This window comes from Ensifer sp. NPDC090286, assembly GCF_044769565.1.
Taxonomy (GTDB): Bacteria; Pseudomonadota; Alphaproteobacteria; order Rhizobiales; family Rhizobiaceae; genus Ensifer.
In genome coordinates, this window is record NZ_JBIVYF010000001.1 from 1,589,030 (window position 1) to 1,606,106 (window position 17,077).

The window sequence follows — 17,077 nt, forward strand, 5'->3', positions numbered from 1 at the left end:
CTTTCAAGGGAGAACAGACATGGACACCCAACTGCTGATCGGATCGCGCTTCGAGGCCGGCACCGAGGCCGACGAACACATCCTGAACCCGCGGACGGGCGGCAAGATCGTCGATCTGCCGGAAGCCTCGCACGCCCAGGTCGAGGCAGCCGTCGACGCCGCCGAGAGCGCCTTCACCAGCTGGTCGCAGACCACACCGGCCGAGCGCTCCAACTATCTCTTGAAGATCGCCGACGCGATCGAGAAGGATGCCGACGGCTTTGCAGCGCTGGAGGCGCTGAACTGCGGCAAGCCGATCAACGCGGTGAGGAACGACGAAATTCCGGCGATCGTCGACTGCTGGCGCTTCTTTGCCGGTGCGGTGCGCAACCTGCATGCGCCGACCGCAGGCGAATACCTGCCCGGCCACACCTCGATGATCCGCCGCGACCCGATCGGCATCGTCGGCTCGATCGCGCCGTGGAACTATCCGCTGATGATGATGGCCTGGAAGCTGGCGCCGGCGATCGCCGGCGGCAACACCGTCGTCTTCAAGCCCTCCGAACAGACGCCGCTGACGGCGCTGAAGCTGGCGCGCGTGCTTGCCGACATCCTGCCGGAAGGCGTGGTGAACGTCGTTTCAGGCCGCGGCGAAACCGTCGGCAACGCGCTGATCAACCACCCGAAGATCTCGATGGTCTCGATCACCGGCGACATCGCCACCGGCAAGAAGGTGCTGGCGGCGGCCGCCAAGACCGTGAAGCGCACCCATCTGGAGCTTGGCGGCAAGGCTCCGGTCATCGTCTATGACGACGCCGATCTCGAAGCGGTGGTAAACGGCATTCGCACCTTCGGCTATTACAACGCCGGTCAGGACTGCACCGCCGCCTGCCGCATCTATGCCGAAGCCGGCATCTACGAGAAGCTGGTCGCCGACCTCACCTCGGCCGTCTCGACCATCCGCTACAATCTCGCCGACGACACCGAAAACGAGATCGGCCCCTTGATCTCGCGCCGCCAGCGCGACCGTGTCGCAAGCTTCGTCGAGCGCGCCGCCGACCAGAAGCACATCGAGATCACCACCGGCGGGGCGGCCGGCAGCGCCGACGGCTTCTTCTTCCAGCCGACGGTTGTGGCCGGCGCCACACAGGAGGACGAGATCGTGCGGCGCGAAGTCTTCGGCCCCGTCGTCTCCGTCACCCGCTTCACCGGCAAGGACGACGCGATCGCCTGGGCCAACGACAGCGACTACGGCCTTGCCTCCTCCGTCTGGACCAAGGACATTTCCCGGGCGATGAAGGCGGCCTCGCGCCTGCAGTATGGCTGCACCTGGATCAACACCCATTTCATGCTGACCAACGAGATGCCGCATGGCGGCGTCAAGCAGTCGGGCTACGGCAAGGACATGTCGGTCTATGCGCTCGAGGACTACACCGCCGTTCGCCACATCATGATCAACCACGGCTGAGGCTCACCGCCCCGGACGCGGAGAATGCATGCAAACGAAACAAACGGGAGGAGTTTGCGATGTACCGTCGTCAATTGCTTGTTGCAGCTGGGGCTCTCGGCCTCAGCGCCCTCGTGCTCACGCCGGCGGCCTTTGCCGCCGATGCGGCACCCGACGTGGTCGCGGCCTATGTCGCGGCCTGGAACGCCCACGACTCAGGCAAGGCCGCATCCTACTTTGCCGACGACGTCACCTATTACGACGCGTCGGTGGGCACGCCAGTGACCGGCAAGGATGCCGCCAAGACCGGCGTCATCGACAATTTCCTGAACGCCGCTCCCGATGCCGTCTGGACGATGAAGGGCGACCCGATCGCCAGCGGCGACAAGGTCTCTTTCGAATGGGAGTTCTCCGGCACCAACTCCGGTGCCTGGGCCGATGGCACGGCGGCGACCAACAAGAGCTTCAAGTTCACCGGCGCCTCGGTCTTCACCGTCAAGGATGGCAAGATCGCCACCCAGAACGACTATTACGACGCGCTCGGCTTCTACAAGCAGCTGGGCCTGATGCAATAGGCGAGTCCGATGGCCGCAGGCTCCGGCTTGCGACCATCGCATCCGAGCCCGAAATCATGAGCATAAAACTCATAAATGACTTGCACAGCACGAAATCATGAGTAACACGATCACCTTATGAGTTTCTGACCACGCTCAGAAGGTGTCCAATGCTTGCAGGACGGCGTTCGTCTACGGCTGTAGTTCCGATCGGGCTTGCCCCTGTGCGGGTGACGCGATGACGGCTGCTGTTTCCGAACAGGTCATGGCGACCGGTGGTCCCAAGGCATTGTCGGCCGCCTTTGCCGGCCCCCATGCCTGGTGCAACGAGAAGATGGTGCTCGCGGACGAACTGTCCGACGGCGTGGCGTTGACGGATTTCTTTTCCTCCGGCGCCTTCGATCGGGCGCTCGACATCTACACGGAAAAGTCCGGCGCCAGCGACCGGCGCGCCGTCGCCTCCATGTGGTCGCTCTATTACTTCTCCGCCCTCACCATCCCCTATCTGGTGGCGCGCGTTCTCGACCACCATGTCCTTCCCGTCTCCTTCGACCGCATGAAGGTGGCGCTTGCCGAGGACGGCCTGCCCCGCGCCTTCGGCGTCGCCACCTCGGGCGATTGGCAGGAGGGAGACGACAGCGACGTTTTCGTGACACTTGCTCCCCTCATGCAGGGGCATCTGCGCGAGGTCGTCGGCCACCTCAAATCCGTCGGCGGCATCGCCCCGAAGCTCGCCTGGAACAATGCGCTCGTCTATATCGACTATGCGCTGCGCGCCTCCGGCATCGAGCCGCTGAACGCGCAGGCCGACGCGCTGATCGGCAGCAAGTCCCTGCCGGACGGCACGCCCAACCCCTTCTTCGATTGCCTGCGGCACGAGGAGGAAGACGGCGCGCGTGTCTGCCGGCGCAAGATCTGCTGCCTGCGCTATCTGCTGCCCGGGGTCCCGAGCTGCGGCAGCCTCTGCGCCCTCCCGAGCCAAAGGAACCAATAGGTTTGTCTTCCCGCTTCCCCTTCCCGGCCGTCCTGCGGCTGACGTTCGTTGTCATCACCGCCCTGCTCTTTGCCGTCTCCGCCCGCGCCGAAGGCATCTGGCCGATGACCGTCACCGATGCGGTCGGCCGCGAGGTGACGATATCGGCAAAGCCGAAGGCGATCCTGCTTGGAAGCGGCTTCAATCTCGTCGCCCTGTCGCTCATCCATCCCGATCCCGTCAGCCTGCTTGCCGCCTGGTCCGGCGACATGAAGACCGACAACCCCGAGATCTACGAGAGCTTCCGGCGGAAATTCCCTGCGATCGCCGACGTGCCGCAGATCGACGACGGCACCGGCCCGGGCCTTTCCTTCGAGACGCTGCTGACGGTGAAGGCCGATCTCGCGCTGCTCAACAACTGGCAGTCCGACACCGAGTCCGGCAGGCGCGCCATCGAGTACCTGACCGGCATCGGCGTGCCGGTGGTGGTGGTCGATTTCAACAACGACGCGCTGACCGGCACGCCGCGCATGATGCGTCTGCTCGGCCGGATCCTCGAACGGGACGAACAGGCCGAAGCCTTCGCCCGGTTCTACGAGGACAAGCTCAAGCTGATCCGCGACCGCATCGCCGCCAAGCCGGAACCGCGCCCGCTGGTGCTGATGGACGCCTTCCCCCAGCCCGACCGCTGTTGCTGGGCCTATGGCACCGGCGGCCTCGGCGAATTCCTGACGGTGGCCGGGGGCCGCAACTTTGCCGAAGGCGTGCTGCCGCGGCCGGGCGGCACCGTCAACGCCGAGGCGATCATGGCCGCCAATCCGGAAATCTATATCGCCACCTCCTCGCCCGGCGGCAAATACGGCACGCTCTCGATCGGCCCCGGCATCAGCGAGGACGAAGCCCGCGAGACGCTCGCCCGCACCATCGAGGCGCCGGCTCTGAAGACCATCCGCGCCATCGAGGAAAAGCGCGTGCACGGTCTCTGGAACTTCTTCAACGCGATCCCGCTCAACATCGTCGCCGCCGAAGCCTTCGCCACCTGGATCCGGCCGGATCTGTTCGGCGATCTCGATCCGCAAAAGAGCCTTGCCGAGATCAACGCCCGCTTCGCCGCGGTGCCTTTCGAAGGCACCTATTGGGTGGACCTGACACCCGCCAGATAGGGAGGCGTCCTGCACACGCGGGCGCGGGAGCGCATGACGTGGTCACGCGTGTTCACCAATTCGTCAGGGTGCTTCCTTTCGTCCGACGCCCCGGCGTGTTGCCAGTCGGCGCCCACCCTATATAAAGGCCAGGTGGTGGAGCGCGCCGTTCCGAGAAGGCGAGCGTCGCTGTAACACGTTGATCGGCTGCACGATTTCTCTGTTGCGTCGATTCCGGACCAAGGAATGATGCGGGGTTGAGGAGGATCTTGATGCTGTGGTTGATTGCGTTACCGCTGGGTCTTATCGTCGTGTATCTGGCAGCGCGCTTCAGCCGCTTTCGTCATTGGGCCGAACCGATCCTCTCCGTCGCCGTGGCGCTCGGCCTGCTCGTCGCCTTCATCATCTGGTTTGTCGATCGCGACGGCCGCACGCCTCCCGCTCCGAAGCCCGTCGAGACGACGCAGCCCGCCGGCCTCACGGCCGCCGATGTCGCCCTGGAAGGCCTGACCTTCGAACAGAGCCAGCCGGAAAGAAGCTTCCGGCTGCGCGGCACGGTGACGAACAAAGGACCGCAGCTGCTCGAATATTTCCGCCTCGCGGTCACGCTCGAAAACTGCCCCGACGACGTGTGCGAGACGATCGGCAACGACACAGCACTGATCCTCGCCCGCGTACCGGCGGGCCAGAGCCGTTCGTTCGAAACCTTCCTCACCTTCCCCAACCGCGAGGGCGAAAGCCTGACGGCGCCGAAATGGACGACCGAGATCCAGGAAGTCCGCGGCGCCAACCGTTAGTCGGCGGCGCGGGAGAGACAAGCAGCTAAGCTTTATCTCACGTCTGCCCGCGCCCGACCGTCAAGCCGCTGCGGGGCGCTGCAAAGCCTCGACGAGCTTCGCCGTCGACAGCACCTCGGCAAATTCCGCCCGCAAGGTCGCCACATGGGCGCGATGGATATCGCGCGCCGAAATCACTCCACCTTCGCCGTCCGGCTGGTCGAAGCAGTCGCAGGCATCGTCCACCAGTATCATGCGGTAGCCGAGATTGGCGCCGACGCGCACCGAGGTCGAGACGCACATGTCGGTTGAAATGCCGAAGGCGACGACCGTGTCGACGCCGAGACGACGCAGGCGCAGATCGAGATCCGTGCCGATAAAGGCGGCATTGACGCCCTTGGTGACGAGCGCCTCGTCTCCCATCGGTCCGAAACCGGGCCTGAAACCGTTGCCGGGGGCACCCAGCGAAAGCGTCGAACCGGGCATGATGCTGTCGTGGCGCACGTGAATGATCGGCCGACCGCTTGCCCGCCAGGCGGCAAGGAGCGCAAGGCCGTTTTCATCGACCGCGTCGTTCCAACGGCGCGGCCAGGGGGCGCTGTCAAAGGCCTGCTGCATGTCGATCGGCAGCAGCACGGCATTCTCGGGAATATTCAGTTTGGGCATGGAAAGGCTCCGTTATTGCAGGGATACGCTATCTTGCCTATCGTCCGGTTTCACTGGACATGATGACGCCTGACCGGACAAATGTCCGGATATGGCGACAAGGAGGCGACGTTTTGACGGAAATCGATGAGAAGGATCGCCTGCTATTGGCGGCGCTCAGGCAGGATTCGCGCCAGAGCCTGGTGGCGTTGGCCCGCCACAGCGGCCTGTCGCGCAGCGCGGCCCATGACCGGCTGCGGCGGCTGGAATCGAAGGGCGTGATTGCCGGCTACACCATCCGCCTCGGCATCGAAGACCAGAGCCCGACGGTCAAATCGCTGATCGCCATCACCTTCCAGCCCGGCAAGAACTGCGACCACATCGTGCCGCATCTCTCGGCCATGCCGCCCATCGTCACCTGCTGGTCGCTCGCCGGCGCCACCGACCTGATGGTGCTGGTCGAATGCGCCTCCAACGGCGATCTCGACACCATCCGCCGGCAGATATCGATCATCCCGGGCGTCGCGACGGTGCAGACACACGTGGCGCTGAGGACGCATTTCAACCGGCGGGACTAAAGAAACGAAATGCGTCGCCGGCGCGCTTGCACCGGCGACGCGATTTGCCTACGGCTTGACGTTCAGGCCGGCCGGCTGATCTCGTCGAGGTACCAGTTAATGTAGCGCAGTTCGTTCTGCTCCATCGGCGCGATCGGGCCCGGCACGAAATAGTGCGAGCGCACGCCGCGCGACGTGTGCTCGATGATCGCCTTGTCTTCGTCGGTCGTCACTTTCCAGAGCCAGGTGAGCTTTTCCAGATCGTAGTCGCGCCCCTCCTCGGCCTTGCCGTCGACGAGCCAGATCAGCTCCATCTCAGAGGTTTCGGCCGTCTTCGGTATGAAGCGGTAGATCATGCCGTGGTCCGGATAGCAGACGAGGAAGGTGGTGCCGCCGAGATGGATCGAGGTGACGCCGCCGTCGAAATCGGTGAAGCGGCCCATCAGCGTGCTCAGCGCCTGTCCGTCCTTGCTGCCGGTCTGGACGCCGTCATAGAGCGCGTAGCGGAAGGCATGGATGGTCTCCTTGCCGCCGGTGGAATTCTGCCAGTGATTGCCGGACGCGACCTCGATGCCGAGCGCGCAGGTGCGCGCCTCCATCCTGGCGTTCAGCTCCTCGATCATGTGCAGCGGCTGTTCCAGCGCATGGGTTTCGGAATATTCCGGATGCGCCGGGCCGCAATGGTAGCACTCGACGTAATTCTCGACCGCAAGCTTCCAGTTGGCGTCAACCGGATAGGACTGACGATGGGCGATCTTCGCCGAGCCCCAGCCATATTGACCGCAGGTCGCGTGCAGCAGCCGCTCGACCTCGGAGAAATCGAGTGGGTCGGCGGCAAAGGAGATGAAGATCAGCCCCTCGACGACACGGACGTTGAGTTTCTTCAGCCCGTGGTCCTCGCGCTTGAAGTCCTTGGGCATCAGCCTTGCTGCCTTCAGCGCGCCGTCATTGCCGTAGGTCCAGGCGTGGTAGGGACAGACGAAGGCGCGGGCATTGCCCTTGTCCTTGGTGCAGACCTCGGCACCGCGGTGACGGCAGACATTGAGCATCGCGTGGATCTCGCCGCTCGCCGTCCGGGTGACGATCACCTGCTCGGACGCCATGCGGAAGACCTCGAAATCATTGGCGTTCGGGATCGCGCTTTCATGGGCGACGCAGTGCCAGTGACGCCGGAACACGCGCTCAAGGTCCCGCTCATAGATTTCCGGGTCGAGATAGAAGGCGCGGGCAAGCCCATGGCCGGGACGATGGGCGGCGACCAGCTGATCGATGCGGTCGCCCGCAACTGCCGTATCCTTAAGCTCCGATGCGAGCATGGATTGAACTCCAGAAAGAAGACCGGAAACCCGCGATCCGGCACGCGTATGCTTTCTATGTGGCCCATCAGCCGCGCGGTGATGGGCTGTGCTCAAGCATCGAGCGCACGGCTAGACACCAATTCAGAGCGCCTGCCCTACATCCGCACCCGCTCCGATCGCGGGTCGTACATCGGCTTCAGCGACGCTTCGGCCTTCACCCGCGTTCCGGCAATCTCGACCTCGAAGTTCGAGCCGAGCACATCGTCTGCGCTCTCGCCTTCCGACGGCACGTAGCCAAGCCCGATCGCGCCGCCGAGATGGTGGCCATAGTTGCCTGAGGTGATCGTGCCGACGATCTTGCCGTCGCGCACGATCGCCTCGTTGTGGAAGAGCAGCGGCTCGGGTTCCGTAAGGCGGAACTGCACCAGCCGGCGCGACAGCCCGCGATTGTGCTTGGCGAGCACCGCCTCTCGGCCGATGAAATCACCCTTGTCGGCCTTCACCGCAAAGCCGAGGCCGGCTTCGAGCACATGATCCTCGTCGGTGATGTCGTGGCCGAAATGGCGGAAGGCCTTTTCGATGCGGCAGCTGTCGAGCGTGTGGATGCCGCAGAGCTTCAGGCCCAGCCCCTCGCCGGCTTCTTCCAATGCTTCGAACACATGCGCCGTCTGGTCGGTCGGGACATAAAGTTCCCAGCCGAGTTCGCCGACATAGGTGACGCGGTGGGCGCGGGCGAGGCCCATGCCGACCTCGATTTCGCGCGCGGTGCCGAAGGGATGGGCGGCGTTCGAGAAGTCGTTGGGGCTGACCTTCTGCATCAATTCGCGCGCTTTCGGCCCCATGACGCAAAGCACGCTTTCGCCGGCGCCGACATCGGTGATGACAACGAATTCATCGGTCAGATGCTTGCGCAGCCAGGCAAGGTCGCGCTGCAGCGTGGCGCCGGGCACGACCAGCAGGAAGGCGGTTTCCGAAAGACGCGTCACCGTCAGGTCGCTCTCGATGCCGCCGCGGGCGTTCAGCATCTGGGTGTAGACGATGCGGCCGGGCTCGACGTTCATCTCGTTGGCGCAGAGCCGCTGGAGGAAGGTAAGCGCGTCGCGCCCCTCCACCCGGATCTTGCCGAAGGAGGTCATGTCGAACAGGCCGACGCCGTTTCGAACCGCCAGATGCTCATCCCTCTGGTTCTCGAACCAGTTCTGCCGCTTCCAGGAATAGCGGTACTCGCGCTCCTGGCCTTCCTTCGCAAACCAGTTGGCGCGCTCCCAGCCGGCGACCTCACCGAAGACGGCACCGCGGGCCTTCAGGTGCTCATGCAGCGGCGAGCGCCGCACGCCGCGGGCCGTCGCCATCTGGCGGTAGGGAAAATGGTCGGCATAGAGCAGGCCGAGCGTCTCCGAGACGCGATCCTTGAGGTAAGCGCGGTTCTTCTGGAACGGCTGCGCCCGGCGGATATCCACCTCCCAGAGATCGAACGGCGGCTCGCCGTCGTTCATCCATTGCGCGAGCGCCATGCCGGCGCCGCCGGAGGAAACGATGCCAATCGAGTTGTAGCCGGCCGCCACCCAGTAGCCCTTCACCTCAGGCGCTTCGCCGAGATAGTAGCGGTCGTCGGGCGTGAAGCTTTCCGGGCCGTTGAAGAAGGTATGGATACCGGCCGTTTCCAGCATCGGCATGCGGTTGACAGCCATTTCGAGGATCGGCGCGAAGTGGTCGAAATCGTCGGGCAACTGGTCGAAACAGAAGTCCTCGCGGATGCCGTCCATGCCCCAGGGCTTGGCCGTGAGCTCGAAGGCGCCGATCAGCATCTTGCCGGCGTCTTCCTTGTAGTAGGTGCACTCGTCGGGCACGCGCAGCACCGGCAGGCGCTTCAATTCCGGGATCGCCTCGGTGACGATGTAGAAATGCTCGCAGGCGTGCAGCGGCACGGTAACGCCCGATTGCCGCGCAAACTCCCTGCCCCACATGCCCGCGCAGTTGACGACATGATCGGTCTCGATCGTGTAGCTTTCGCCGTTCTGCTCGCAGGTGACGCCGGTGACCCGACCGTCCTTCTTCAACACGGAGGTGACCTTGACGCCCTCGATGATCGTTGCGCCGTTCTGCCGGGCGCCCTTGGCAAGCGCCATGGCGATGTTGGCCGGGTCGCACTGGCCGTCGAGCGGCAGGTGCGCCGCCGCCTTCACATCCGAGGTGTTGAGGTGCGGATACATCGCCTTCACCTCGTCAGGCGTGATCTCGCGCACGTCGACATTGAAGGCGCGCGCCAGCGACGCCTGGCGATAGATCTCTTCCTTGCGCTCCTCGGTCAGCGCCACGGTGATCGAGCCGTTCTGACGCATGCCGGTGGAAATGCCGGTCTCGGCCTCAAGCTTGACGTAGAGGTCGGCCGAATATTTCGCGAGCCGCGTCATGTTCTGCGAGGCGCGCAACTGGCCGATGAGGCCGGCCGCGTGCCAGGTGGTGCCTGACGTCAGTTGCTTGCGCTCGAGCAGCACCACATCGGTCCAGCCGAGCTTGGCCAGGTGATAGGCGACCGAACAGCCGGAGACGCCACCGCCGATGATGACCGCACGGGCTTTGGAGGGAATGGGCTTGGTCATGCGCGCAGTCTTTCGTTGGAGGGATCCCAGAGCGGTTGGTCCGCCTCGACCGTCGCCTTGAAGCGGTCGCCGAAAATCTCGACCTCGATTTCCTTGCCAGGCACGGCGAGATCGGCCCTGAGCATGCCGAGCGCGATCGACTTACCGACGCGGTGGCCCCAGTTGCCCGACGTCGTCTCGCCGACCACCTCTCCGCCCGACCAGAGCGTCGACATATAGGGCGCGTCGCAGCCTTCGGCGGCAACCGTCAGCGTCACGAAGCGCTTGGTAACGCCCTGCTGCTTCTCGCGCTCCAGCGCCGCCTTGCCCTTGAAGCCGGGCTTGCCCCAATCGACGAAGCGCTCGAGCCCGCCCTGCAGGATGGTGTAATCGGTCGACAGATCGCCCTTCCAGGCGCGATAGCCCTTCTCGATGCGCAGGCTGTCGAGCGCCTCCATGCCGAAGGGTTTGAGCCCGTGCTTCTGCCCGGCCGCCCAGACGGCGTCGAAGATGATGGCCGTGTCCTCGACCTTGGTGTGGATCTCCCAGCCGAGTTCTCCGGCGAAGGAGACGCGCACCAGCTGGCAATAGCGCCCGGCGATCTGCGCCGTCTGGTGCGTGAGCCATCCCTTGGAAAGGTCCGCCTCGCTGACCTCGGCCAGGATCGCGCGCGACTTCGGCCCGCTCAGGATCTGGCAAGAGAAGGACGTCGTCACGTCGTCGATGCTGAAGGCGGCGTCGGCCGGCCGGTGCTTCATCAGCCATTCGAAATCGTGCCACTGCGCCGTTGCGGCGGTGATCAGGAAGAAGAAGTCCTCATCCAGCATCATAACCGACATTTCGGTGACGATCCGCCCCTTGTCGTCGGCGAAATAGGCAAGGCCGATGCGACCGGGTTTCGGCACGCGGCCGGTGATGAGGCTGGACAGCCATGCGGTCGCGCCCTCGCCTTTCACCCGGAAGCGCGAGAAGCCCGGCAGGTCGAGAATGCCGGCAGCGTCGCGCACGGCCAGGCACTCCTCCTTGATGCGCTCCGCCCACGGGCCTTCGCGGCCCCAGGTCTGCGTCGCCTCTTCGGACGTGTCGTCGCCCGGTTTGGCGTACCACATGGCGCGCTCCCAGCCGTTATAGGGCTTGAACTGGGCGCCAAGCGCTGCGATCCGGTCATGGATCGGCGACAGTTTCTTGCCCCGGCCCGCGGGCCAATAATGCTTCGGAAAATGCATCGCATATTCGTGGCCGTAGATCTCCATGCCCTTGGCGATGCAATAGTCCTGGTCGGTATAGTCGGTGTAGCGACGCGGATCGCAGGACCACATGTCCCACTCGGTCTGGCCCTCGGTGATCCATTCGGCGAGCACCTTGCCGGCACCGCCCGCCTGGCAGATACCGAAGGTGAAGACGCAGGCCTCGAAGGCGTTCGGCACGCCCGGCATCGGTCCGATCAGCGGGTTGCCGTCGGGCGCATAGGGGATCGGCCCGTTGATGATGCGTGACAGGCCGGCCGTGCCGAGGATCGGCACGCGCTCGACCGCATCGTTCAGATACCATTCCAGCCGGTCGAGATCGTCGGGGAAGAGTTGGAAGGAAAAGTCCTCCGGCATCGGGTCGTCGGGCGTTGTCCAATGGGCGCGGCAGTTGCGCTCGTAGGGCCCGAGGTTCATGCCGTTCTTTTCCTGGCGCAGATAGTAGGAGCTGTCGACGTCACGGAGCAACGGCAGCTTGTGGCCGGCCTCCTTCGACCAGGCGGCAAGCTCCGGGATCTCGTCGAACAGGATGTACTGGTGGCTCATCACCATCATCGGCACATCGCGGCCGAACATCTTGCCGACCTCGCGGGCATAGTAGCCGGCGGCGTTGACGACATATTCGCAGCGGATCTCGCCCTGCGGCGTCGAGATCACCCATTCGTCGTTTTCGCGGCGCGCGGCCGTGACGGGACAGAACCGGATGATCTTGGCACCCATGTCGCGCGCGCCCTTGGCGAGCGCCTGCGTCAGCTGCGCCGGATCGATGTCGCCGTCATAGGGATCGTAGAGCGCCCCGGTCAGCTCGTGCGTTTCGAGGAACGGATAGCGGGCGCGCATCTCGTCGGGCGATAGAATGTCGAGATCCATGCCCTGGTAGCGCCCCATGCCGACGACGCGCTTGAACTCCTGCAGCCGCTCCTTGGAGTGACCGAGCCGGATCGAGCCGGTGACGTGATAGTTCATCGGGTAATCGACGAGCGTGCCGAGATCGCGATAGAGCGACGCCGAGTAGCGCTGCATGTTCATGATCGACCAGGATGACGAAAAGGTCGGCACGTTGCCGGCGGCATGCCAGGTGGAGCCCGCCGTCAGCTCGTTCTTTTCCAGAAGCACGCAATCGGTCCAGCCGGCCTTGGCGAGATGGTAGAGCGAGGAAGCGCCGATCGCTCCCCCACCGATGATCACGACACGCGCGTGCGACGGCAAATTCGACATCAACTGTTCCCTCGTTTTGGCGAATTCTTGCCGGGGAAGCCGGGCGTCATCAAGCAACGGAAACAGTCTTTATTGATCGATGTTTTCGATTAGATTGGAGCGAACACAGCGGGAGAGAACGGCATGCAGGTGGAGCTGATCGAAACCTTCCTGGACCTGATGGAGAGCCGCTCCTTCAACCGCACCGCCGAGCGGCTGAACCTCACCCAGTCGACCGTCTCGCATCGGGTGAAGGCACTGGAAGCGCAGTTCAACCGCAAGCTCTTTACCCGCAACAAGGGCGGCACCGTGCCGACGGCCGCAGGACTGCGTTTTCTCGATTACGCGAAAGCCCTGCAAAACCAATGGCATGAGGCCACACGCGCAGTCACCAATGCCGGCGCGCTCGAACGCTCCATGCGGCTTGGTGTCCAGCATGATCTGGCGGAAGCCTTTGCCGGGGAATGGATGGCGACGATCCGACGGGAGATGCCCGGCATCGAGATCTACATGGAGGCGGACTACTCCAACCAGATGAACCGCGATCTCGGCGCCGGCGACCTTGATCTGGCGATCCTCTATACGCCCCACTACCTGCCCGATCTTTATTACGAACGGATCGGCGATCTGCATTACGTTATGGTGAGCACAGAGGCGCGGACGCTCGCCGAGATCCGCTCCGAGAGCTACATCCGCTCAAGTTACTCGCCAGGCTTCGATCGCGCCCACCGGCTGGCGCTGCCGCATCTCTCCGCAGCGCTGCTTGCCGCCGGGCAGAACATGGCGATCACCCGGCTGTTGTCCACACTCGGCGGGTCGGCCTATGTGACGGCCGCGACGGCCGAGCGACTGGCGAGCGATGGACTTGCCGCGCGCGTTCAGGATGCCCCCGTCATTGCGCAGACCGTCTATGCCGCCACCAGCCTGCGCACCCGCCATGCCCACCAGCACCGCAAAATCATCGCGGCCATGGCCGATCTTCTCGCAACGCTGCCGGCGCCGAATTCGGAAACGGGTTAGGCCATGCGGCGCTGGATCAGCCGCTGAACCATCATCAGGATGGAAACGATCGCGAGGTAGTAGACCAACGCTGCCGAATACCACTCGACGAAACGGAAACTGGACGCGATCGCGTCGTTGACGACGGCCATGATCTCGCGCATCGAGATCACATAGGCAAGCGAGGTCAGCTTGATCAGGTTGATGAATTCGTTGACGAGCACCGGCATGACGATCCGGAGCGCCTGCGGCAAGACCACCAGGAAGAAGGTCTGCCAGCGGTTGAGGCCGAGCGCGCGGGCCGCGTCCGTCTGCCCCTGGCCGATCGCCGCAAGCGCGCCGCGCATCGCTTCGGCCATGTAGGCGGCCGTGACCAGCGTGAAGGCGATGAAGGCGGCGACGAAGGGCGTGTACCAGGGCGCGCGCGTCAGGCCCGGAAAGAGCTGCGGCGCGCCGTTCCAGACGATCAGCAGCACGAGGATCAGCGGTGACGAGCGAAACAGCCAAACATAGAGCTGCGCTGCCGTGCGCCTGACCGTCGCCATCGAGTTGAGTGCAACGGCAAGAGGCAGGCAGAGCAGAAACGACGCCGCCTGCACCAGGATCGACAGCAGGATGGCGATGCCCGCCCCCTGCAGCATGACGGGCATGGTCAGGGCATCGAAAAACAGTTTCGTATCGAAGTTCATGCCCCGCCTCCTTCAGATCAGGAGTCGTAGTCGACGTCGAAGAGCGCCGGATCGAGCCCGTATTTCTTGGCGAGATCGCTGAAGAAGCCCTTCTCCTTGAGCGCCTTCAGCCCTGCCTTTACCGCGGCTGCATCGCCACCCTCGCGGCGGCTGTAGATGCCGTACTTGAAGTCGGAAGCCCAGATGTAGGGGAGCGTAAGCGCGCCGTCGGAACGCGACGCGCGATAGGCGCCCTCAGCCTCCTCCGTCACGGTCGCATCGACGCGGCCGACGAGCACCTGCTGGTAGGCGGCCTGCTGGGTCGGATATTCCTGTACCTCGACCGGCGGCAGGCCCTTGGCGGTCAGCGCCTCGTTCAGCGGCCCGATCCGCTCTTCCTTGTAGTAAGCGCCGGCTTCAAGCGCGATCACCTTGCCGCTCAGGTCCTCCGGCACCTTGATCGCATCGCTGCCCGCCTTGGTGACCATCGCCGTCGCCGATTTCATATAGGGCACGCCATCATAGGTCTCGCGCCGCTTGGCGTTGATGTAGATGCCGCTGACGATGACGTCGCAGCGCCCGGCCCCGAGCGTCGGCAAGAGACCGGCAAATTCGGTGACGGTGTAGTTCACCTTCGCGTCCCATTGCGCTGCCAGCGCTTCGGCGATCTCGATGTCGATGCCGGTCGGCGTGGCATCGGCCGGATGTTCCTTGAAGGAAAGCGGCGGAAAGGCCGCGGTGGTGCAGACGCCGACCTCTCCATCGGCGGCAAAAGCCGGCGGCTCGGCCTGTGCGACACCGGCGGAAAGCGCGACGGTTGCAAGAAGGGTTGCGCAGGATGCCAGTCTGATCATCTTCATTCCCCTCAGTGTGCTGGTGAAACGCGGCCGACGATGTCGCCATAGGTCTGGCTGTCGAAGGCAGGAAGGATAAGCGGATCCACGAAGCCGTCGCGCCGCGCCGTCAGCACGTATTGCATCATCGACGCATTGTCGGGCATCTCGAAAACCTGGACGAAGTCGTAGATCCCGAGCGTGGCATAGAAGGCGACCGAGCGGCCGCCGAGTGCGGCGACCCGATCCTCGCTCACCTTGCGCCGGGCACCGCTGTCGGAGAGCTCGGCCAGTCCCTTGGAGGTCAGGCGCATCAGCGAGATATATCTTTGCATGGGGCATCATTCCGTTGAAACGGTTGGCAAAAACGTTTTGACGATGTGAAGTTGATGTCGCGCTTAGCGCGCGGCTCTCGCAAGACCCGCGATGACCGCATCGCTGGTCGAGACCGTGCCGAAGATGCCGTTCTCGATCGAGATCATGTTGATCGCCGCTTCATGTGCCCACTGCTCGCCGCTGGCGCAGCAGTCCGAAATCGTCAGGCACTGGAAATTGCGGTCGCAGGCTTCGCGCAGCGTCGTATGCACGCAGACATCCGTGGTGCAGCCGGTAAAGAGCATGTGGGTGATGCCCTGGGATCTCAGCACGTGCTCGAGGTCCGTGTAGGTGAAGGAGCTGTTGCAGGTCTTGTCGATGATGACGTCGGTGTCGGCGACATCGAGTTCAGGCAAGAGCTGGAACCCCGGGCTCGAGCGCAACAGCACCTGCGTGTCCTCAAGGCCGGAGCGCTTGCGGCGCCATTTCTCGTAAGGCGTCATGTCGGCGAGATCGGCGCGGTAGCCCTGGCGCGTGTGGATGATCAGGCAGCCGGCTTGACGTGCCGCCGCAATCACCCGGTTGACCGCCGGCACGATGGCCGCCAGCGGCGCCGGGTCATAGCCCATCGACGCGAAGTAGCCGTTGGGCGAGCAGAAGTCGATCTGCAGATCGATCACCATCAGCGCAGTCTGCGCCGGTACCAGCTTTCCATCATAAGGAAAATCAAACGGTTGTGCCTCGATCATCATCGTTCTCCCTCTCTCCGCACAGAGTCATAGGAGCAAAAATCGATTGGGAATAGCGATTTTTTATGCTTGATATTGTGCAGTCTGGCTAAACGATTTCACGCCATAAGGGCGCGATCGGAGCAGGAGAACTCACGTGAAGGCGTTGCATTTCCTGCCCTACATCCGGGCGTTCGAGGCGGTCGCGCGCATCGGTTCCGTGCGCCAGGCGGCGGACGAACTGGGCCTCAGCCCTGGCGCCGTTTCGCTGCAATTGCGCCGGCTCTCGGAAACGACGGGACTGACGCTGCTTGAGAAATCCGGGCGCAACATCAAGCTCACGGCCGCCGGCCGCGAGTTCGCGCAGACGGTCTCCCACGCGATCGGCAATCTTGCCGCAGCCGTCGAGGACGGCACCGACCGCAGGCTCGAAAGCCACCAGCGCAAGCTGACGGTCGGCCTGCCGCCGGCGCTGGCGATTGCCTGGATGGCCGGCCTCCTCGTACAGTTCGCGGGTGCGCGCGGCGTTACCGATCTTTCGATGCGCAATTGCATCCGCGCCAGCGACGTCGTCTGGGACGATGTCGACCTCGCCATCGTCTATGACAACCCGCCCTTTGACGGCCTGTGGTGGCAGGCGGTCAGCGACGTCAAGCTGCGCACGGTCTGCTCGCCGCTGCTGTTTCCACGGCTCGAAGGGCCGCTGCGTGAAAAGAAGCTGCGCGACGTTACGCTGCTGCACGAGGATGACGGCCGGGAATGGACGCGCTGGTCGGCCGCCTCGCGCATCTCGCTCGAAGGCAGCCGCAGCGTGCGCGTGCAATCGGTCGCGATCGCCGTCGCCTCGGCGCTGCAGGGCCAGGGCATCGCGCTCGTCTCCGACGTGCTGACGCGCTCCTATCTCTATGAGGGGCGCCTGATCCAGCCTTTCCCGACGGCGATACCGGCGTCGGCCGGCTACTACCTGCTCTGCCCGACCGAAAAGGCCGAGGAGCCGCTGATTCAGGCCTTCGCCAACCAGATCGCCGCGCACCTGCGCGGCGAGCGGTCCGGCGACAAGCAGGCCTAGATCATTTCATCGTTTCCTTGAAACGATGAAATGATCTAACTCTTTGAAATTACGCATTTCCGTCCGGA

Annotated in this window: 16 protein-coding genes; 8 read left to right on the top strand and 8 right to left on the bottom strand. The window is 64.1% G+C overall.

Going from position 1 to position 17,077, the window contains the following annotated elements:
• Positions 1-19 precede the first annotated feature (19 nt).
• The 5 genes from ACIQUG_RS07895 to ACIQUG_RS07915 all read left to right on the top strand — a co-directional run bounded on the left by ACIQUG_RS07895 (position 20) and on the right by ACIQUG_RS07915 (position 4,892).
• Positions 20-1,447 carry a gamma-aminobutyraldehyde dehydrogenase gene (locus tag ACIQUG_RS07895; RefSeq protein ID WP_402319367.1) on the top strand — a complete coding sequence of 476 codons (1,428 nt, stop codon included), beginning with the start codon at positions 20-22 and terminating at the stop codon, positions 1,445-1,447.
• A 59-nt stretch (positions 1,448-1,506) separates the two neighbouring features.
• Entirely contained in the window at positions 1,507-2,001 is a 495-nt protein-coding gene (locus ACIQUG_RS07900) for an ester cyclase (RefSeq protein ID WP_402319370.1), read from the top strand.
• 217 nt (positions 2,002-2,218) lie between these two features.
• Positions 2,219-2,974, top strand: coding sequence for a siderophore-iron reductase FhuF (gene fhuF / locus ACIQUG_RS07905; protein WP_402319373.1), 756 nt, complete (start codon positions 2,219-2,221; stop codon positions 2,972-2,974).
• 32 nt (positions 2,975-3,006) lie between these two features.
• A complete protein-coding gene (locus tag ACIQUG_RS07910; protein WP_402320624.1) occupies positions 3,007-4,116 on the top strand; it encodes an ABC transporter substrate-binding protein in 1,110 nt (369 codons plus the stop codon).
• A 251-nt stretch (positions 4,117-4,367) separates the two neighbouring features.
• Complete coding sequence (locus ACIQUG_RS07915) at positions 4,368-4,892, top strand: hypothetical protein (protein ID WP_402319376.1); 525 nt, start codon at positions 4,368-4,370, stop codon at positions 4,890-4,892.
• A gap of 60 nt (positions 4,893-4,952) precedes the next feature.
• Here the strand turns inward: ACIQUG_RS07915 and ACIQUG_RS07920 are convergent, their stop codons facing one another.
• Positions 4,953-5,537 carry a cysteine hydrolase family protein gene (locus ACIQUG_RS07920; RefSeq protein WP_402319379.1) on the bottom strand — a complete coding sequence of 195 codons (585 nt, stop codon included), beginning with the start codon at positions 5,535-5,537 and terminating at the stop codon, positions 4,953-4,955.
• A 113-nt stretch (positions 5,538-5,650) separates the two neighbouring features.
• Here ACIQUG_RS07920 and ACIQUG_RS07925 point away from each other — a divergent pair, with 113 nt between their 5' ends.
• The gene (locus ACIQUG_RS07925; RefSeq protein WP_226020607.1) at positions 5,651-6,094 is read left to right on the top strand and encodes an Lrp/AsnC family transcriptional regulator; all 444 of its coding nucleotides are present in this window, start codon (positions 5,651-5,653) and stop codon (positions 6,092-6,094) included.
• 62 nt (positions 6,095-6,156) lie between these two features.
• Here ACIQUG_RS07925 and ACIQUG_RS07930 read toward each other — a convergent pair whose 3' ends face one another.
• The 3 genes from ACIQUG_RS07930 to ACIQUG_RS07940 form a co-directional block, all read right to left on the bottom strand.
• Complete coding sequence (locus ACIQUG_RS07930; protein ID WP_402319384.1) at positions 6,157-7,389, bottom strand: aromatic ring-hydroxylating dioxygenase subunit alpha; 1,233 nt, start codon at positions 7,387-7,389, stop codon at positions 6,157-6,159.
• A 137-nt stretch (positions 7,390-7,526) separates the two neighbouring features.
• Complete coding sequence (locus ACIQUG_RS07935) at positions 7,527-9,974, bottom strand: FAD-dependent oxidoreductase (RefSeq protein WP_402319387.1); 2,448 nt, start codon at positions 9,972-9,974, stop codon at positions 7,527-7,529.
• A complete protein-coding gene (locus ACIQUG_RS07940; RefSeq protein WP_402319390.1) occupies positions 9,971-12,418 on the bottom strand; it encodes an FAD-dependent oxidoreductase in 2,448 nt (815 codons plus the stop codon). The genes ACIQUG_RS07935 and ACIQUG_RS07940 overlap by 4 nt, the downstream gene beginning before the upstream one ends.
• A gap of 123 nt (positions 12,419-12,541) precedes the next feature.
• On the opposite strand from ACIQUG_RS07940, the gene ACIQUG_RS07945 reads away from it, so the two are divergent.
• Positions 12,542-13,417: a LysR family transcriptional regulator gene (locus ACIQUG_RS07945; RefSeq protein WP_402319393.1), complete on the top strand. Its 876-nt coding sequence runs from the start codon at positions 12,542-12,544 to the stop codon at positions 13,415-13,417.
• Here the strand turns inward: ACIQUG_RS07945 and ACIQUG_RS07950 are convergent.
• The 4 genes from ACIQUG_RS07950 to ACIQUG_RS07965 form a co-directional block, all read right to left on the bottom strand.
• Positions 13,414-14,085: an amino acid ABC transporter permease gene (locus ACIQUG_RS07950; protein WP_402319396.1), complete on the bottom strand. Its 672-nt coding sequence runs from the start codon at positions 14,083-14,085 to the stop codon at positions 13,414-13,416. The two genes, ACIQUG_RS07945 and ACIQUG_RS07950, sit on opposite strands and share 4 nt — an antisense overlap.
• Positions 14,086-14,102: 17 nt before the next feature.
• Positions 14,103-14,918, bottom strand: a complete 816-nt coding sequence (locus ACIQUG_RS07955) for a transporter substrate-binding domain-containing protein (protein WP_402319398.1) — start codon at positions 14,916-14,918, stop codon at positions 14,103-14,105.
• Positions 14,919-14,929: 11 nt separating this feature from the next.
• Positions 14,930-15,232: a GYD domain-containing protein gene (locus ACIQUG_RS07960; RefSeq protein WP_402319401.1), complete on the bottom strand. Its 303-nt coding sequence runs from the start codon at positions 15,230-15,232 to the stop codon at positions 14,930-14,932.
• A gap of 63 nt (positions 15,233-15,295) precedes the next feature.
• Positions 15,296-15,961, bottom strand: a complete 666-nt coding sequence (locus tag ACIQUG_RS07965) for a cysteine hydrolase family protein (RefSeq protein WP_402319404.1) — start codon at positions 15,959-15,961, stop codon at positions 15,296-15,298.
• A gap of 136 nt (positions 15,962-16,097) precedes the next feature.
• Here ACIQUG_RS07965 and ACIQUG_RS07970 point away from each other — a divergent pair, with 136 nt between their 5' ends.
• The gene (locus ACIQUG_RS07970; RefSeq protein ID WP_402319407.1) at positions 16,098-17,009 is read left to right on the top strand and encodes a LysR substrate-binding domain-containing protein; all 912 of its coding nucleotides are present in this window, start codon (positions 16,098-16,100) and stop codon (positions 17,007-17,009) included.
• Positions 17,010-17,077 lie beyond the last annotated feature (68 nt).

Coding starts and splice junctions, on each gene's coding strand:
- ACIQUG_RS07965 (WP_402319404.1), bottom strand. CDS start 15,961: ATGATCGAGGCACAACCGTTTGATTTTCCTTATGATGGAAAGCTGGTA.
- ACIQUG_RS07960 (WP_402319401.1), bottom strand. CDS start 15,232: ATGCAAAGATATATCTCGCTGATGCGCCTGACCTCCAAGGGACTGGCC.
- ACIQUG_RS07935 (WP_402319387.1), bottom strand. CDS start 9,974: ATGACCAAGCCCATTCCCTCCAAAGCCCGTGCGGTCATCATCGGCGGT.
- ACIQUG_RS07950 (WP_402319396.1), bottom strand. CDS start 14,085: ATGAACTTCGATACGAAACTGTTTTTCGATGCCCTGACCATGCCCGTC.
- ACIQUG_RS07900 (WP_402319370.1), top strand. CDS start 1,507: ATGTACCGTCGTCAATTGCTTGTTGCAGCTGGGGCTCTCGGCCTCAGC.
- ACIQUG_RS07930 (WP_402319384.1), bottom strand. CDS start 7,389: ATGCTCGCATCGGAGCTTAAGGATACGGCAGTTGCGGGCGACCGCATC.
- ACIQUG_RS07915 (WP_402319376.1), top strand. CDS start 4,368: ATGCTGTGGTTGATTGCGTTACCGCTGGGTCTTATCGTCGTGTATCTG.
- ACIQUG_RS07895 (WP_402319367.1), top strand. CDS start 20: ATGGACACCCAACTGCTGATCGGATCGCGCTTCGAGGCCGGCACCGAG.
- ACIQUG_RS07920 (WP_402319379.1), bottom strand. CDS start 5,537: ATGCCCAAACTGAATATTCCCGAGAATGCCGTGCTGCTGCCGATCGAC.
- ACIQUG_RS07945 (WP_402319393.1), top strand. CDS start 12,542: ATGCAGGTGGAGCTGATCGAAACCTTCCTGGACCTGATGGAGAGCCGC.
- ACIQUG_RS07955 (WP_402319398.1), bottom strand. CDS start 14,918: ATGATCAGACTGGCATCCTGCGCAACCCTTCTTGCAACCGTCGCGCTT.
- fhuF (WP_402319373.1), top strand. CDS start 2,219: ATGACGGCTGCTGTTTCCGAACAGGTCATGGCGACCGGTGGTCCCAAG.
- ACIQUG_RS07940 (WP_402319390.1), bottom strand. CDS start 12,418: ATGTCGAATTTGCCGTCGCACGCGCGTGTCGTGATCATCGGTGGGGGA.